Raw genomic sequence first — 13,825 nt, 5'->3', positions numbered from 1 at the left:
ATGTCCTTTTACTCTGCTACTCTGCCGCATCTGTCCGCCGGCCCGCTGCTGCCCCGGACAGCCAGGCGGGCAACAGCATGCAGGTTTATTTTGCGGCATGGTTTTTTCTGGATAACTGCCAATGAAAAAAGGCGGCTATTATAAAGGAAATTCAGCCCGACGATAAGGGAGAAGGTTGCGCAGTGCTGCGTCGCTAAACACGCTTTTGCATAAATACGCGGCGAGGTTAATGAAATACTAACAGCTATCGCACCTTTTGTTTCCCACAGGCTGCATTTCATGCATCGCGTGGATAAAATCACGTCGACTCCGGCACGATAAATTAACGATGGCGCGATGAAAAAGAAAAATCCGCCGCGTATGCGGCGCGCTATACTGATTCAATGGTCGGTCGGTTACCTCACGTTGCAATCATCCAGGCCGGCAGATAGAATTGGTCTCCTTTTATCCTGAAAAAATAAAGCGTTATGTTATACGTCGGATTACCGCAGTGGCAGCACGCCGCCTGGCATCGCCTTGGGTTACGCGATCTCGGTGATTACGCGCGCTATTTTAACTGCGTTGAAGGCAACACCACGTTTTACGCGCTGCCCTCGCCGGAACTGGTCCTGCGCTGGCGCGACATGACTCACGACGACTTCCGCTTTTGTTTTAAATTCCCGTCGGCGATTAGCCATCAGGCGGCGCTGCGCCACTGCGATCGCGAACTACAGCAGTTTTTCCGCTGTCTGGCGCCGCTCAGCGCGCGCATCGGCCAGATTTGGCTGCAGTTGCCGGCGGCCTTTGGTCCCGCGCAGCTAAATGACCTGTGGCGTTTTACCGATGCGCTGCCGCAGGCGTTTAGCTACGGCGTGGAGGTGCGCCACGCGCGCTTTTTCGCTAAAGGCGATGACGAACGCGCGCTCAACCAGGGATTGCATCAACGCGGCATCAACCGGGTAATCCTGGACAGTCGGCCGGTTCATCATGCTCTGCCGGATAGCCCGGCCATGCGGGAAGCGCAACGCAAAAAGCCGCGTCTGCCGGTCCATGCCGTGCTGACCGCCAACCAGCCGCTGATTCGCTTTATCGGCAATGAAAATCTGCACGACAACCTGCGCTGGTTCCAGCCGTGGCGGGCAAAGCTGACGCGCTGGCTGGCCGGCAGCCCGTTTCTGTTTATTCATACGCCGGACATTGGCGACGCGCCGCAGCTCGCGCAGGCGCTGTGGCCGCTGCTGACGGAATCTGACCCGTCGATGCCGGATGCGCCGGACTGGCCGCAGCAAAATTCGCTTTTCTGACCCTCACGCCGCCGCAATAGTCCTGTTTTTTATAACCAACCGAATTACGTCATCAATTTCAGATAAAAAAATCAGGCATTTCAGGCGACAGTCTGATGCAGTACGGCTATCATTTCGCATGCCTGTTCTGGTCAGGGCAACGGAGTTAAAAATGGTAAGCGCACTCTATATCGTGCTCGGAGCATTGTTATTAGTTAAGTTATCGCTGGATGTGGTAAAACTCAGAATGCAGTACCGGGTGGCGTATGGCGATGGCGGATTTTACGAACTGCAGACGGCGATTCGCGTGCACGGCAATGCGGTCGAGTACATCCCGATTGGCGCTATTCTGCTGGTGCTGATGGAAATGAATGGCGCCATGGTGATTATGATCCACCTGTGCGGCATTTTGCTGATAGTCGGGCGCCTGTTTCATTATTATGGTCTGCGGCAGCGAGAATTTCGCTGGCGCCGCATGGGGATGACGTCCACCTACGTTTCCCTGATTCTGATGGTGCTGGCAAACCTGTACTACCTGCCCTGGGAACTGGTGTTTACCCTCGGCTAAAGCGGCATCCTGTTTCCGGCCGGCGATCGTCAAGGCACTGCGTGACGCATCGCCGTACCTCGCGCGTCGATGCGCGCATGCTTTATCAGGCTAATCTCTGCTAGAATACGCCCTTTCCTTTGTTGACCGTCGTATCTTCTGTCATGCCAAATCGCGATATGCTTTTTTCTGCGCCCATTGCCAGCCTGGGCGACTGGACCTTTGATGAACGGGTCGCTGAAGTCTTCCCCGATATGATCCAGCGTTCGGTTCCCGGCTATTCAAACATTATTTCCATGATTGGAATGCTGGCTGAGCGCTTTGTTCAGCCCGATAGCCAGGTTTACGATCTGGGATGTTCGCTCGGGGCGGCCACGCTCTCCGTGCGGCGCAATATCCAGGTCGCAGGCTGTAAAATTATCGCCGTCGATAACTCTCCGGCCATGATTGAGCGCTGCCGCCGCCATCTCGACGCATTCCGTTCCGACACGCCGGTGGACATTATCGAAGCCGATATCCTGGATATTGATATCCACAACGCCTCACTGGTGGTGCTGAATTTCACACTGCAATTTCTGGCGCCGGACCATCGCCAGCTATTGCTGAACCGGATTTTCGCCGGCTTGCGGCCGGGCGGCGCGCTGGTGCTGTCGGAGAAGTTTAGCTTCGACGACGCGCAGGTCGACGAACTGCTGTTCAATATGCACCTCGATTTCAAACGGGCCAACGGCTACAGCGAGCTGGAGATCAGCCAGAAGCGCAGCATGCTGGAAAACGTCATGCTGACCGACTCCGTCGCCACGCATAAAAACCGGCTGCGCGCGGCGGGCTTCACCCACGGCGAGCTCTGGTTCCAGTGTTTTAATTTCGGTTCGCTGCTGGCGCTTAAAGCGCGGGAGGCGGCGTGATCGATTTTGGCGATTTTTATCAGTTGATAGCCAAAGGCCCGCTCAGCCACTGGCTGAACACGCTGCCCGCGCAGCTCAGCGCCTGGCAGCAGGAGTCGCTGCACGGTAAATTCAGGCTGTGGTTCAACACGCTGGACCATCTGCCGGCGCTAACGCCGGACCGGCTGGATTTAACCCACGGCGTTACGGCCGCTATGACGCAGGATATCGGCGCCGGACAGCGCGCCGGCATTGAACAGCTGCTGCGCAATCTTATGCCCTGGCGCAAAGGGCCCTTCTCGCTGTACGGCGTTAACATCGATACCGAATGGCGTTCGGACTGGAAATGGCAGCGAGTGGCGCCGCATATCAGCCCGCTGCAGGGACGCACCATTCTCGACGTCGGCTGCGGCAGCGGCTATCACCTGTGGCGAATGGTGGGAGAAGGCGCGCAGTTGGCGGTCGGAATCGACCCGATGCAACTGTTCCTGTGCCAGTTCGAGGCGGTGCGCAAACTACTGGGCGGCGACCAGCGCGCGCACGTTCTGCCGCTGGGCATTGAACAATTGCCGGATCTGGCCGCCTTCGACAGCGTATTTTCCATGGGCGTGCTGTATCACCGCCGCTCGCCGCTCGATCATCTGTGGCAACTGAAAAATCAACTGGTGCCGGACGGCGAACTGATTCTGGAAACGCTGGTGGTGGACGGCGATGAACACCAGGTTCTGGTGCCAGGCGAACGCTATGCGCAAATGCGCAACGTGTATTTCATTCCGTCGCCCGCCGCCCTGACCCGCTGGCTGGAAAAGTGCGGTTTTGTCGATATCCGCGTGGTCGATCTGTGCCCGACCCGTTGCGAAGAGCAACGCCGCACCGACTGGATGCGCAGCGAATCGCTGGCCGACTTCCTTGATCCGGACGACCCAGGCAAAACGCGCGAAGGCTACCCGGCGCCGCAGCGCGCAGTGCTGATCGCCCGCAAACCGTAATCCCGACCGGCAATGACCGACCGGCTCGCCGGCAATGACGGCGAACGCGCATCGCATACAGCCCGCGCGTTCGCCGCATCGGTTATAGGGCATAATCGGTATTCAGCGCCTGTTTCATCGCGGCGACCACATCGCCGTCCACCCGGTAGTAACTAAACTCATCCGCATCCGCATCGGCGCACATGGTGACGCCGATTTTGCAATAGCGCATTGCCGAAGGCAGCCACTGGCCGGCGGAACTGTGCAGTTCACGGATACCAATCTGCTGAAATTTGCGCAGATTGGTCAGCCGCACGCCGGCGCCGGCCATGATGACCGGCCCGCGACTGAGCTGAGTCAGTTCGCGCAGGAGCGGCAGACCGGTCTCGGCGCTGGCCTGCTGGCCGGAGGTCAGAATGCGGGCCACGCCCAGATCGGTCAGTTGTTCCAGCGCCAGACGCGGGTTCAGGCACATATCGAACGCGCGATGAAACGTGACCGAAAGACCGTCGCATAACTGCATAATCTGCCGCATGCGCGGAATATCGATATGCCCCTCGTCGTCCAGCATCCCCACCACCACGCCGGCAAACCCCATGGCGCGGATCTGCGCCACGTCATATTTAATGGTATTAAACTCCGCATCGCTGTAGCAAAAATCACCGCCGCGCGGGCGCACAATAGGATGGACCGGTATCGATACCTGTTCACGCGCCATTTTCAACGCGCCGCAGGACGGCGTTAATCCCCCTTCTCGCTGGCCGGCGCACAGCTCAACCCGGTCGGCTCCCGACCGCTCGGCCGTCAGCGCGCACTCCACGCTGTAGCAACACACTTCCAGTTTTGGCATAACCACCCCTTGACTAACGGCCGCGCACGACCGGAGAAAAACAAAAACACGCCCGACGGCCAGCGAAAGCAGGCTTTTCGCGCTAACAGAAATAAGTGAGAGACCCAATAGCGTTCAGGTTGCAGAGCGTTGGTAAACAAATGAGTCCGGCAACGCGTATTCGACGGCCGGGGCGAATCCCCGCCGCCGACATAAACCAGGGAGCGGTCGAATAATTAAACGCCTCTAACGTATCTGCAACGTGAACGAGTATCACTATGGCATTCCAACGGAGAATATTAGGCGACATGAGTCACAGACAACGTTTTCCGTCGCCGACGCAAAGAGACTAAAACGCACGATTGCACATTGATGCATCAGTCTTTTTATGATGCCCGTTCACTGGCGATGACGGCGCGGATATCATAAGGATGAAATTTAATCTCTGCTTTGCCGTCGGTCACCGCCAGCGTCGGATTGGCCAGCCGCTCATTCTCGCCGCGCGGGGCGCTGCATTTCAGACTAATATCCGGCGCGCGCAGCGCTTCATCGCTCAGGCAGTCCAGCGCGCGTTGATGCAACGTTTGCGGATCGCCGTCCAGGACCAGCTCAATGTGCTGCCAGCCTTCATGCGGGTAATGTTTTTTTCCCGGCCACGGCAGCTCCACGCAGCTAATGTGCAGCGGGCCGACGACCAGCGGCCGCCGCAATTCAAACAGACAAATGGGGCGACCGTTGATCGTCTTTTCCGACAGGCACTCCCCCAGCAGCGACAGCTGCTGTCGCCACTGTTCGGCGGTACTATACTGATGACAACGCAGCGAAATATGATCGGCGTTGAAATCGGCCAGCGAGATCCCCAGCCGCGTGGCCAGCGCCAGAAGTTGTTGTTCAAAACGCCGCAGATCGGCGGACAGAGCCGGTGAAAGCGCCAATTCTTGCCTATTCGACATAGTTATCCCTGATAAGTCCCACAGGACGTGGCGCTGAGCGCGTCAACATAAATAAACCGGATTAATCCTGGTGTTATTTACCTGTATTAAACTCAATTGATTATTAAAGAAAATAAATTTAAACACGACGCATACCGTCATTTTTCCGTTCACAAACGTTTAATTCCAATGAAAAATAAATTCAATTATCTGGAGTTATCTGAAAAAGAGTCCCGTCAATTGAAGAAACGCCAAAACCAGGTTATCCTGGATTACTGTGCGAAATCTGAGATATGAATTATGGCCTTATTAATTATATCCGTCATACTCATCGCTGTGGCTATTTATGCTATCGCCCGTCATTTACATACGCGGAATAATAACCGCATAGGCATTAATCGACGAACAAAAAAACGCTAAACGTTCATTATTGCCTCCGCACGCCTCCCGCGCCAGAAAGTAAAACTCGCCTTTCCTTCCGCTTAATAATATCCGCTTCGACCTCCCGCCGATGTCAGGCTGTTGGCTGGCGTCCGCCCCGGTTTTACCCCCTCCGTCTGCTGACTCGCCACGGCAAATATGGTATAAGCATGGCTGGATTTGTTATGTAAGGTAAACCGGTGAATATTCAGGCTCTTCTCTCCGAAAAAGTCAGCCAGGCGCTGATTGCCGCAGGGGCTCCCAGCGATAGCGAAGCGCTAGTCCGTCAGTCGGCTAAAGCGCAGTTTGGTGATTATCAGGCGAACGGCATCATGGCCGCCGCAAAAAAACTGGGCGTGCCGCCCCGTCAGCTGGCAGAAAAAGTCGTTCAGCATCTTGACCTCGACGGCATCGCCGCCAAAACGGATATTGCCGGTCCCGGTTTTATCAATATCTTCCTTGATCCGCAGTGGCTGGCCAGCCATATCGAACAAGCGCTGGCCTCTCCGCGGCTGGGCGTGGCTGACGTTACCCCGCAGACTATCGTCATCGACTATTCCGCGCCGAACGTCGCCAAGGAGATGCACGTCGGCAACCTGCGTTCCACCATTATCGGTGACGCATCCGCCCGCACGCTTGAGTTTCTCGGCCATCGGGTGATCCGGGCCAACCATGTCGGCGACTGGGGCACCCAGTTCGGCATGCTCATCGCCTGGCTGGAAAAAGTACAGAATGAAAACGCCGGCGATATGGCGCTGGCCGATCTGGAAGCGTTTTATCGCGCGGCGAAAAAGCATTACGACGAAGATGACGCGTTTGCCGAACGCGCCCGCGGCTATGTGGTCAAGCTACAGGGAGGCGACGACTATTGCCGTCAGATGTGGCGCAAACTGGTCGACATCACCATAGCGCAAAACCAGCTCTCTTATCAGCGGCTGAACGTCACGCTGGGTCCCGACGACGTCATGGGCGAAAGCCTGTATAACAGCATGCTGCCCACTATCGTGGCCGATTTAAAAGCTAAAGGCCTGGCGGTGGAGAGCGAAGGCGCCATCGTCGTCTACCTTGACGAGTTTAAAAACAAGGAAGGCGAGCCGATGGGCGTGATCGTGCAGAAAAAGGACGGCGGCTATCTGTACACCACCACGGACATCGCCTGCGCGAAATACCGTTACGAAACGCTGGGCGCCGATCGGGTGTTGTATTACATCGACTCGCGCCAGCACCAGCATCTGATGCAGGCCTGGGCGATAGTGCGCAAAGCGGGCTATGTGCCGGAGTCGGTCAGCCTTGAGCACCATATGTTCGGCATGATGCTGGGCAAGGACGGCAAACCGTTTAAAACCCGCGCCGGCGGCACCATCAAGCTGTCCGACCTGCTGGATGAAGCCCACGATCGCGCACGTAAGCTGATCGCGGAAAAAAATCCGCAGATGGACGGCGATGAGCTGGAAAAACTGGCCAACGTGGTCGCTATCGGCGCAGTGAAATATGCCGACCTGTCGAAAAACCGCACCACGGACTATATCTTCGACTGGGACAATATGCTGGCGTTTGAAGGCAACACCGCGCCCTATATGCAATATGCCTACACCCGCGTGGCGTCGATCTTTAAACGCGCCGCGATCAGCGAAGAGAGTCTGACGCAGCCGGTCGCGTTGTCCGATGCGCGCGAACTGGCGCTGGCCACGCGACTGCTGCAGTTTGAAGAGACGATTCTGACGGTGGCGCGCGACGGTACGCCGCACCTGATGTGCGCCTATCTGTACGAGCTGGCCGGCCTGTTCTCCAGCTTCTACGAGCATTGCCCGATACTGAACGCCGAGAGCGAAGACGTACGGCAGAGCCGCCTGAGGCTGGCGCTGTTGACCGCCAGGACGCTGAAACTGGGGCTGGATACGCTGGGCATCGAAACGGTCGACCGGATGTAAGCCGCCCGTTTTATCTGCCGTCGTAGTGAAAAAACCACCGGAAATCGGTGGTTTTTTATGCCTTGCGGCGGCGCGCCGTCATCCGACGCGGCGCGGCGCAGCGCCATGATTATTGCACGCTATGGCGGGAAAAATCGCGCAGGCGGAAGCCGCACAAATACAGCACGAGGAAATAGGACAGCGCGCCGGCCACCACCACCAGCGTCAGACGGGACAATCGCGCCGTCATACCGCCTATATCCCACGCCGGCATCCACCACAGCAGCGCCAGCAGCGCCGCCGCCATCACCACTACCGCCAGCAGCAGCCGGAGCAAGAAACCGGTCCAGCCGGGCTGCGGTTGAAACAGATCCTGCTTGCGCAATTGCCAGTACAGCAGCCCGGCGTTAAGGCAGGACGCCAGACCGATGGACAGCGACAACCCGGCATGCTGCAGCGGCCCGATAAACACCAGGTTCATGACCTGAGTCATCACCAGCGTCACTATGCCAATCTTTACCGGCGTTTTAATGTCCTGCCGCGAGTAAAAACCCGGCACCAGCACTTTAACCATAATCAACCCCATCAGCCCGATCGAATAGGCCACCAGCGCGCGCTGAGTCATCGCCGCGTCGAACGCGCTGAACTGACCGTACTGGAACAGCGACACGGTGAGCGGCCCGGACAAAATGCCCAGCGCCACCGCGCTCGGCAGCGCCAGCACAAAACAGAGCCGCAGCCCCCAGTCCATCAAACGGCAATACTCCGCCTGGTCGCCGCTGGTCGCACTTTTGGCCAGCGAGGGCAGCAGGATGGTGCCCAGCGCCACGCCCAGCACGCCGGAGGGAAACTCCATCAGCCGATCGGCGTAGTACATCCAGGAAACCGAGCCCGAAACCAGAAACGAAGCGAAGGAGGTATTGATGATCAGCGAGATCTGGCTGATGGAAACCCCGAGGATCGCCGGCCCCATCAGGCGCAATACGCGCCATACGCCCGCGTCTTTCCAGCGCAGGCGCGGCAACACCAGCATGCCGAGTTTTTTCAGATGCGGCAGCTGATAGGCCAGCTGCAGTATGCCGCCGGCCAGTACCGCCCATGCCAGCGCCAGCACCGGCGGATTAAAATACGGCGTAGCCAGCAGCGCAAAGCCGATCATGCTGATATTCAGCAGCGTAGGCACAAACGCCGGCACCGAAAAGCGATTCCAGGTATTGAGGATCGAGCCGGCCAGCGAGGCCAGCGAGATCAGCAAAATATACGGGAAAGTAATGCGCAGCAGCGCCGACGTCAGCGCGAATTTTTCCGGCGTGGAGGCAAACCCCGGTGCGGTCACCATAATAATCCAGGGCGCGGCCAGCATGCCGAGCAGCGTGACGACGGCCAGCGCCAGCGTCAACATGCCTGAAACATAGGCGATAAAGGTGCGGGTGGCCTCCTCGCCCTGCTGGCTCTTGTATTCGGCCAGAATGGGCACGAACGCCTGGGAAAACGCCCCCTCGGCAAAAATGCGACGCAGCAGATTCGGCAGTTTAAAGGCGACAAAAAAGGCGTCGGTCGCGACTCCGGCGCCGAATACGCGGGCGATGATCGCATCGCGCACAAATCCCAGTAAGCGGGAAAGCATGGTCATTGAACTGACCGCAGCCAGTGATTTGAGTAGATTCATCCGATCGGTTCTGACATCCTGAGGGAAAATGAGTCATCAGCGCGCGCTGAACTGAATAGCCCTGACGGGCAGGGAGTGTCTAGTCTACCCAATACGCGGCTAATAGCTACCAGATATTGGTATCAGCATTTGACAAGGACGCGACCGCAGGCGCCTGATTTTACACATATCCTGTCTGCGCCGCGCACGAACAACAACGCTGACGACGCGCCCTCAGTCCGACGCGCGGCAGGCCAGCAGCGCGGCCAGCTGTTGCTTCAGCCCGGCGACCTCCCGCTCCAGCGCCGTCACTCTTGCCGTCAGCGACGCCTCATCACCCGACGCCTGCGGCGCATCATCCACCTGTTCGCCCGCCCCGCCGCCAAACAGATGATGAAAACGGCTTTCCCGCTTACCCGGCTCGCGCGCCAGACGCCGCACGAACGGCCCGTCCTCGCGCTGCTGCAAACCGGCCAGCGCCGACTCAACCTCGCTTACGTCGCTGAACTCATGCAAACGCCCGGCGCGCGTGCGCAATTCGCCGGGCGTTTGCGCGCCGCGCAGCAGCAGCGTCGTTACCAGCGCCACTTCCGCCGGTGAAAATTTCAGATCGCCGAATTCGGAATTGCAGAAGCGGTGTTCATATTTCACCACCCGATTACCGAATCCGCTCAGCGTGTGCAGAAAATGCTTCTTCAGCAGCGCGTCCAGCGTCTGCTGCACGTCACCCTCATCAAGCTCCATCACCGGTTCACGGTTCGTCTTTTGATTACAGGCCAGGGTCAGCGCGTTGAGCGACAGGGGATACTGTTCCGGCGTGGTAATCTGCTTTTCCAGCAGACAGCCAATAACCCGGATCTCTAAAGCGGTTAACTGATATTTCATCACAGCTCCTCAGCGTGCGGGGGTCCAGTCGGCGCTGGTCAGCGCGGTTAATACATGATCCTGCCATTTACCGTCAATCAGCAGATAGTCTTTGGCGTAGCCTTCCCGTTCAAAACCCAGCCGCGCCAGCAGATTGCCGCTGCGCTGATTATGCGGCATATAGTTGGCCATGATGCGGTGCATGCGCTGCTGACGCTGCATATAGCGCAGCGCGCTTTGCAGCGCCTCGTACATCAGGCCCTGCCCCTGCCACTTTTGTCCCAGCGAATAGCCCAGATAACAGGCATGAAACGAACCGCGTAAGATATTGCTGAAATTCGCCACGCCGAGGATCTCTTTCTCATCTGGATCGAGCAGGACAAAATAGCAGGCGCTGCCCTGCTTATGCATATCGCTGATGACGCCCAGACGCGCCTGCCAGCCCGAAGGATAGCAATGGCTGGCGTCGCGCACCGGCTCCCACGGTCTGAGAAAATCACGATTTTCCGCATAATACTCCGCCAGGCGCCAGGCGTCGCGTTCGTGGACCAGACGAACCACCAGGCGCTCTGTCGTCAGATAGACTCTCGGCGCAGCCGAACGATAGCCAAACATTATTCCCCCTGTACCTGCCCGAACGACGAATACATGTCGCCATCGCCGGCAGGACTATTTTTTTCTCCCGGCGCGACATCACCGGCATATGCCCGACATAATTCGTACTGCGGAACAAAACGTTATCGTTTCGAACAATCGAAAACGTTGCTCCTTTACCGACGGATCGCGCTGATAAGCCCGCTAACGCGGTATCGTCGCCAGGCGGCGGCGTTGCGGGTGAGCGACGCCTGTGCCCGCGCCGCGTCAAACACGGCTCATCGTGGCCCGATGCGACAACGATCAGGGATGAGCAGAGTCTTCAGGGGACGCTCGCGTCGCGGCATTCCAAAGATGAAGAGTACAGACTCTGATTAATTCGATTGCGGAACAAAACGTTATCGTTTTGAACACCGCAGTGCGTTGGCCCGTTGCAAATCCGACGGGTTATAAGCCACGTCGCGCGGCGACCCGCTCCCCGGCGCTTAGCCCGCTACCTGACCGGCAGGCGCGCAGCCACCGCATCCGCGCCCTGAAATGCGGCGGACGTATCATCCATAGCGATTACTATAACCGCATCAATTCTCTCCCGTAAAACCCAGGTCGGTCGCTTATTGCGCAATCGGCAGGGCGAAGCCCTTTTTTAGCAAAAAATGCGGTGCGGGTAACACTGCCGACAATAAAAATATATTTATCCGCGGGCTATGCCAGAACACAATTAGGGTACAAAATAGTCATGTCTGTTATTTCCTCCTGATTTTTCTTCTTGTGGTGCAACATGCGTCTGTTATCGCAGATCCGCAGTTCCGGCAAATATTTTCTGTTGCTGGATAATATGCTGGTCGTTTTAGGCTTTTTTGTGGTTTTCCCGTTGATCTCGATTCGCTTTGTCGATCAACTTGGCTGGGCCGCCGTATTGGTAGGGATCGCTCTCGGATTGCGCCAGCTGATACAGCAGGGTCTGGGCATTTTCGGCGGCGCGATCGCCGACCGTTTCGGCGCCAAACCGATGATTGTGACCGGCATGCTGTTGAGGGCGATTGGCTTTGTCTTTATGGCCGTAGCGCATGAACCCTGGGTATTGTGGCTCGCCTGCGCCTTGTCCGGGCTCGGCGGCACGCTGTTCGACCCGCCGCGCAGCGCGCTGGTGGTTAAGCTCACGCGGCCGCATGAGCGCGGGCGTTTTTTTTCTCTGCTGATGGTGCAGGACAGCGCCGGCGCGGTGATCGGCGCACTGCTGGGCAGCTGGCTGCTGCGCTATGATTTCCAGGCCGTGTGCTGGGCCGGCGCGTTTATCTTTGTGCTGGGCGCCTGCTGCAACGCCTGGCTGCTGCCGGCTTACCGCATTTCCACCGTGCGTACGCCAGTGTTTGAAGGCCTGCTGCGCGTGATCCGCGACCGCCGTTTCCTGATCTATGTGCTAACGCTGACCGGCTATTATATGCTGTCGGTTCAGGTTCTGTTGATGTTGCCCATCATGGTCAATGAAATCGCCGGCACGCCCGACGCGGTAAAATGGATGTACGCCATCGAGGCCACGCTGTCGCTGTCTCTGCTCTACCCGCTGGCGCGCTGGAGCGAAAAACGTTTCCGCCTGGAACAACGTCTGATGGCCGGACTGCTGCTGATGACGCTCAGTCTGTTTCCGATAGGGTTGACCAGCAGCCTGCAAATGCTGTTGCTGCTGATAGGTGTGTTTTACCTCGGTTCGATCATCGCCGAGCCGGCGCGCGAAACGCTCAGCGCCTCGCTGGCCGATGCCCGCGCGCGCGGCAGCTATATGGGGTTCAGCCGGCTCGGTCTGGCGCTCGGCGGCGCGATTGGCTATAGCGGCGGCGGCTGGCTGTTCGATGCCGGACATGCGTTCGGCCAACCCGAACTGCCCTGGTTTATGCTCAGCGCCATCGGCCTGCTGACGCTGACCGCGCTGTACCGGCAGTTCACCCAGCGGCGCATCGAACCCGCGATGCTGGGCGGGCGCTAAATAACTCGCATATTGATGCTTCGCCTCTGACGGTGCCGCAACGCATAACTGATGACAAGGCAAGGGAAATCGCAATTAACACAGCGGGATACTCTTTAATCATGAGACCATTGCCATTCAACCCGCAGAGGCGGGTCTGGCGCTGTTGTGCAAAGCTATTGAGTCGTGTTCTGTTACCACTGCGAGTTGATCTCGCCGCTAAAGCCCGCCATACTTTCTCAATATATTCAATGGATTGATCCGTTCACATTTCCGGCCGTCGCGGCGCCGGGAGTCTCACCAGTTAAGCTGAGGAGCAAGATATGAAATTATATATTTATGACCACTGCCCGTTTTGCATCAAGGCCCGCATGATTTTTGGCCTTAAAAATATCCCCGTAGAACTGAAAGTGTTGCTCAACGACGACGAGGCGACGCCCACCGCGATGGTGGGCAAAAAGATGGTGCCTATTCTGCAAAAAGACGACGGCAGCGTTATGCCCGAAAGCATGGACATCGTGCACTATATCGACCAGTTGGACGGTCAGCCGCTGCTGACCGGTCCGCAAAATCCGGCCATTGCCGCCTGGCTGAAAAAAGTGACTGAGTTTGCTAACCAACTGGTTATTCCGCGCATGGCGCATGCGGCGTTTGAAGAGTTTGCCACGCCCGGCGCGCGCCAGTATTTTACCGAGAAAAAGCAGGCGTCGTATGGCGATTTCACCGAACTACTCGGCCATTCGGAAGGGCTAATCCGTAAGCTGAACAGCGAACTGTCCGGACTGGATGCGTTGATCGCACAGCCAGGCGCCTGTAATGGCGAGCTGTCGACCGACGACATTCATCTGTTCCCGCTGCTGCGCTCGCTGACGCTGGTTAACGGTATCTCCTGGCCATCGCGCGTGGCCGCGTATCGCGATACGATGGCCAAACTGAGCCAGATTACTTTGCTGACCCATATGGCGCAGTAACGGTACGCGGGCCGTTTTGTTCGACGGCCT

Annotated in this window: 13 protein-coding genes; 7 read left to right on the top strand and 6 right to left on the bottom strand. The window is 57.6% G+C overall.

Annotated elements, in window-relative coordinates; all coding sequences use genetic code 11:
• Positions 1 to 8 precede the first annotated feature (8 nt).
• Positions 9 to 302 (bottom strand): hypothetical protein, encoded by a 294-nt coding sequence (locus FJU30_RS05110; protein WP_150433915.1) that lies wholly within the window; start codon positions 300 to 302, stop codon positions 9 to 11.
• A 165-nt stretch (positions 303 to 467) separates the two neighbouring features.
• On the opposite strand from FJU30_RS05110, the gene FJU30_RS05105 reads away from it, so the two are divergent.
• The 4 genes from FJU30_RS05105 (at position 468) to cmoB (ending at position 3,685) form a co-directional block, all read left to right on the top strand.
• Positions 468 to 1,283, top strand: coding sequence for a DUF72 domain-containing protein (locus tag FJU30_RS05105; RefSeq protein WP_150433914.1), 816 nt, complete (start codon positions 468 to 470; stop codon positions 1,281 to 1,283).
• Positions 1,284 to 1,434: 151 nt separating this feature from the next.
• Positions 1,435 to 1,830, top strand: coding sequence for an MAPEG family protein (locus tag FJU30_RS05100; protein WP_150433913.1), 396 nt, complete (start codon positions 1,435 to 1,437; stop codon positions 1,828 to 1,830).
• Between the two features lie 143 nt (positions 1,831 to 1,973).
• Positions 1,974 to 2,717, top strand: coding sequence for a carboxy-S-adenosyl-L-methionine synthase CmoA (gene cmoA, locus FJU30_RS05095; RefSeq protein ID WP_150433912.1), 744 nt, complete (start codon positions 1,974 to 1,976; stop codon positions 2,715 to 2,717).
• Positions 2,714 to 3,685 carry a tRNA 5-methoxyuridine(34)/uridine 5-oxyacetic acid(34) synthase CmoB gene (gene cmoB, locus FJU30_RS05090; RefSeq protein WP_150433911.1) on the top strand — a complete coding sequence of 324 codons (972 nt, stop codon included), beginning with the start codon at positions 2,714 to 2,716 and terminating at the stop codon, positions 3,683 to 3,685. Before cmoA ends, cmoB begins: the two co-directional genes overlap by 4 nt.
• 82 nt (positions 3,686 to 3,767) lie before the next feature.
• Here cmoB and cutC read toward each other — a convergent pair whose 3' ends face one another.
• Positions 3,768 to 4,514 carry a copper homeostasis protein CutC gene (cutC, locus tag FJU30_RS05085; RefSeq protein WP_150433910.1) on the bottom strand — a complete coding sequence of 249 codons (747 nt, stop codon included), beginning with the start codon at positions 4,512 to 4,514 and terminating at the stop codon, positions 3,768 to 3,770.
• Positions 4,515 to 4,879: 365 nt separating this feature from the next.
• Positions 4,880 to 5,446: a VOC family protein gene (locus tag FJU30_RS05080; protein ID WP_150433909.1), complete on the bottom strand. Its 567-nt coding sequence runs from the start codon at positions 5,444 to 5,446 to the stop codon at positions 4,880 to 4,882.
• 599 nt (positions 5,447 to 6,045) lie between these two features.
• Here FJU30_RS05080 and argS point away from each other — a divergent pair.
• Positions 6,046 to 7,776, top strand: coding sequence for an arginine--tRNA ligase (argS, locus tag FJU30_RS05075; RefSeq protein WP_150433908.1), 1,731 nt, complete (start codon positions 6,046 to 6,048; stop codon positions 7,774 to 7,776).
• Between the two features lie 109 nt (positions 7,777 to 7,885).
• Here the strand turns inward: argS and murJ are convergent, their stop codons facing one another.
• From murJ to rimJ, 3 genes are all read right to left on the bottom strand, one after another.
• The gene (murJ, locus tag FJU30_RS05070; RefSeq protein ID WP_150433907.1) at positions 7,886 to 9,424 is read right to left on the bottom strand and encodes a murein biosynthesis integral membrane protein MurJ; all 1,539 of its coding nucleotides are present in this window, start codon (positions 9,422 to 9,424) and stop codon (positions 7,886 to 7,888) included.
• Positions 9,425 to 9,637: 213 nt separating this feature from the next.
• On the bottom strand, positions 9,638 to 10,288 hold the full coding sequence (locus FJU30_RS05065; protein WP_150433906.1) for a YceH family protein: 651 nt from the start codon (positions 10,286 to 10,288) through the stop codon (positions 9,638 to 9,640).
• 9 nt (positions 10,289 to 10,297) lie between these two features.
• Positions 10,298 to 10,882 carry a ribosomal protein S5-alanine N-acetyltransferase gene (gene rimJ / locus FJU30_RS05060; RefSeq protein ID WP_150433905.1) on the bottom strand — a complete coding sequence of 195 codons (585 nt, stop codon included), beginning with the start codon at positions 10,880 to 10,882 and terminating at the stop codon, positions 10,298 to 10,300.
• A 757-nt stretch (positions 10,883 to 11,639) separates the two neighbouring features.
• Here rimJ and mdtH point away from each other — a divergent pair.
• Both mdtH and grxB read left to right on the top strand, forming a co-directional pair.
• On the top strand, positions 11,640 to 12,845 hold the full coding sequence (gene mdtH / locus FJU30_RS05055) for a multidrug efflux MFS transporter MdtH (protein WP_150433904.1): 1,206 nt from the start codon (positions 11,640 to 11,642) through the stop codon (positions 12,843 to 12,845).
• 302 nt (positions 12,846 to 13,147) lie between these two features.
• Positions 13,148 to 13,795: a glutaredoxin 2 gene (grxB, locus tag FJU30_RS05050; RefSeq protein WP_150433903.1), complete on the top strand. Its 648-nt coding sequence runs from the start codon at positions 13,148 to 13,150 to the stop codon at positions 13,793 to 13,795.
• Positions 13,796 to 13,825: the final 30 nt, after the last annotated feature.

The organism is Affinibrenneria salicis (assembly GCF_008710095.1).
The sequence above is the reverse complement of the archived record's forward strand: the minus strand, read 5'-3'. Positions and strand labels throughout refer to the sequence as shown.

Coding starts and splice junctions, on each gene's coding strand:
- murJ (WP_150433907.1), bottom strand. CDS start 9,424: ATGAATCTACTCAAATCACTGGCTGCGGTCAGTTCAATGACCATGCTT.
- FJU30_RS05105 (WP_150433914.1), top strand. CDS start 468: ATGTTATACGTCGGATTACCGCAGTGGCAGCACGCCGCCTGGCATCGC.
- FJU30_RS05065 (WP_150433906.1), bottom strand. CDS start 10,288: ATGAAATATCAGTTAACCGCTTTAGAGATCCGGGTTATTGGCTGTCTG.
- mdtH (WP_150433904.1), top strand. CDS start 11,640: ATGCGTCTGTTATCGCAGATCCGCAGTTCCGGCAAATATTTTCTGTTG.
- FJU30_RS05100 (WP_150433913.1), top strand. CDS start 1,435: ATGGTAAGCGCACTCTATATCGTGCTCGGAGCATTGTTATTAGTTAAG.
- grxB (WP_150433903.1), top strand. CDS start 13,148: ATGAAATTATATATTTATGACCACTGCCCGTTTTGCATCAAGGCCCGC.
- cmoA (WP_150433912.1), top strand. CDS start 1,974: ATGCCAAATCGCGATATGCTTTTTTCTGCGCCCATTGCCAGCCTGGGC.
- rimJ (WP_150433905.1), bottom strand. CDS start 10,882: ATGTTTGGCTATCGTTCGGCTGCGCCGAGAGTCTATCTGACGACAGAG.
- cutC (WP_150433910.1), bottom strand. CDS start 4,514: ATGCCAAAACTGGAAGTGTGTTGCTACAGCGTGGAGTGCGCGCTGACG.
- FJU30_RS05080 (WP_150433909.1), bottom strand. CDS start 5,446: ATGTCGAATAGGCAAGAATTGGCGCTTTCACCGGCTCTGTCCGCCGAT.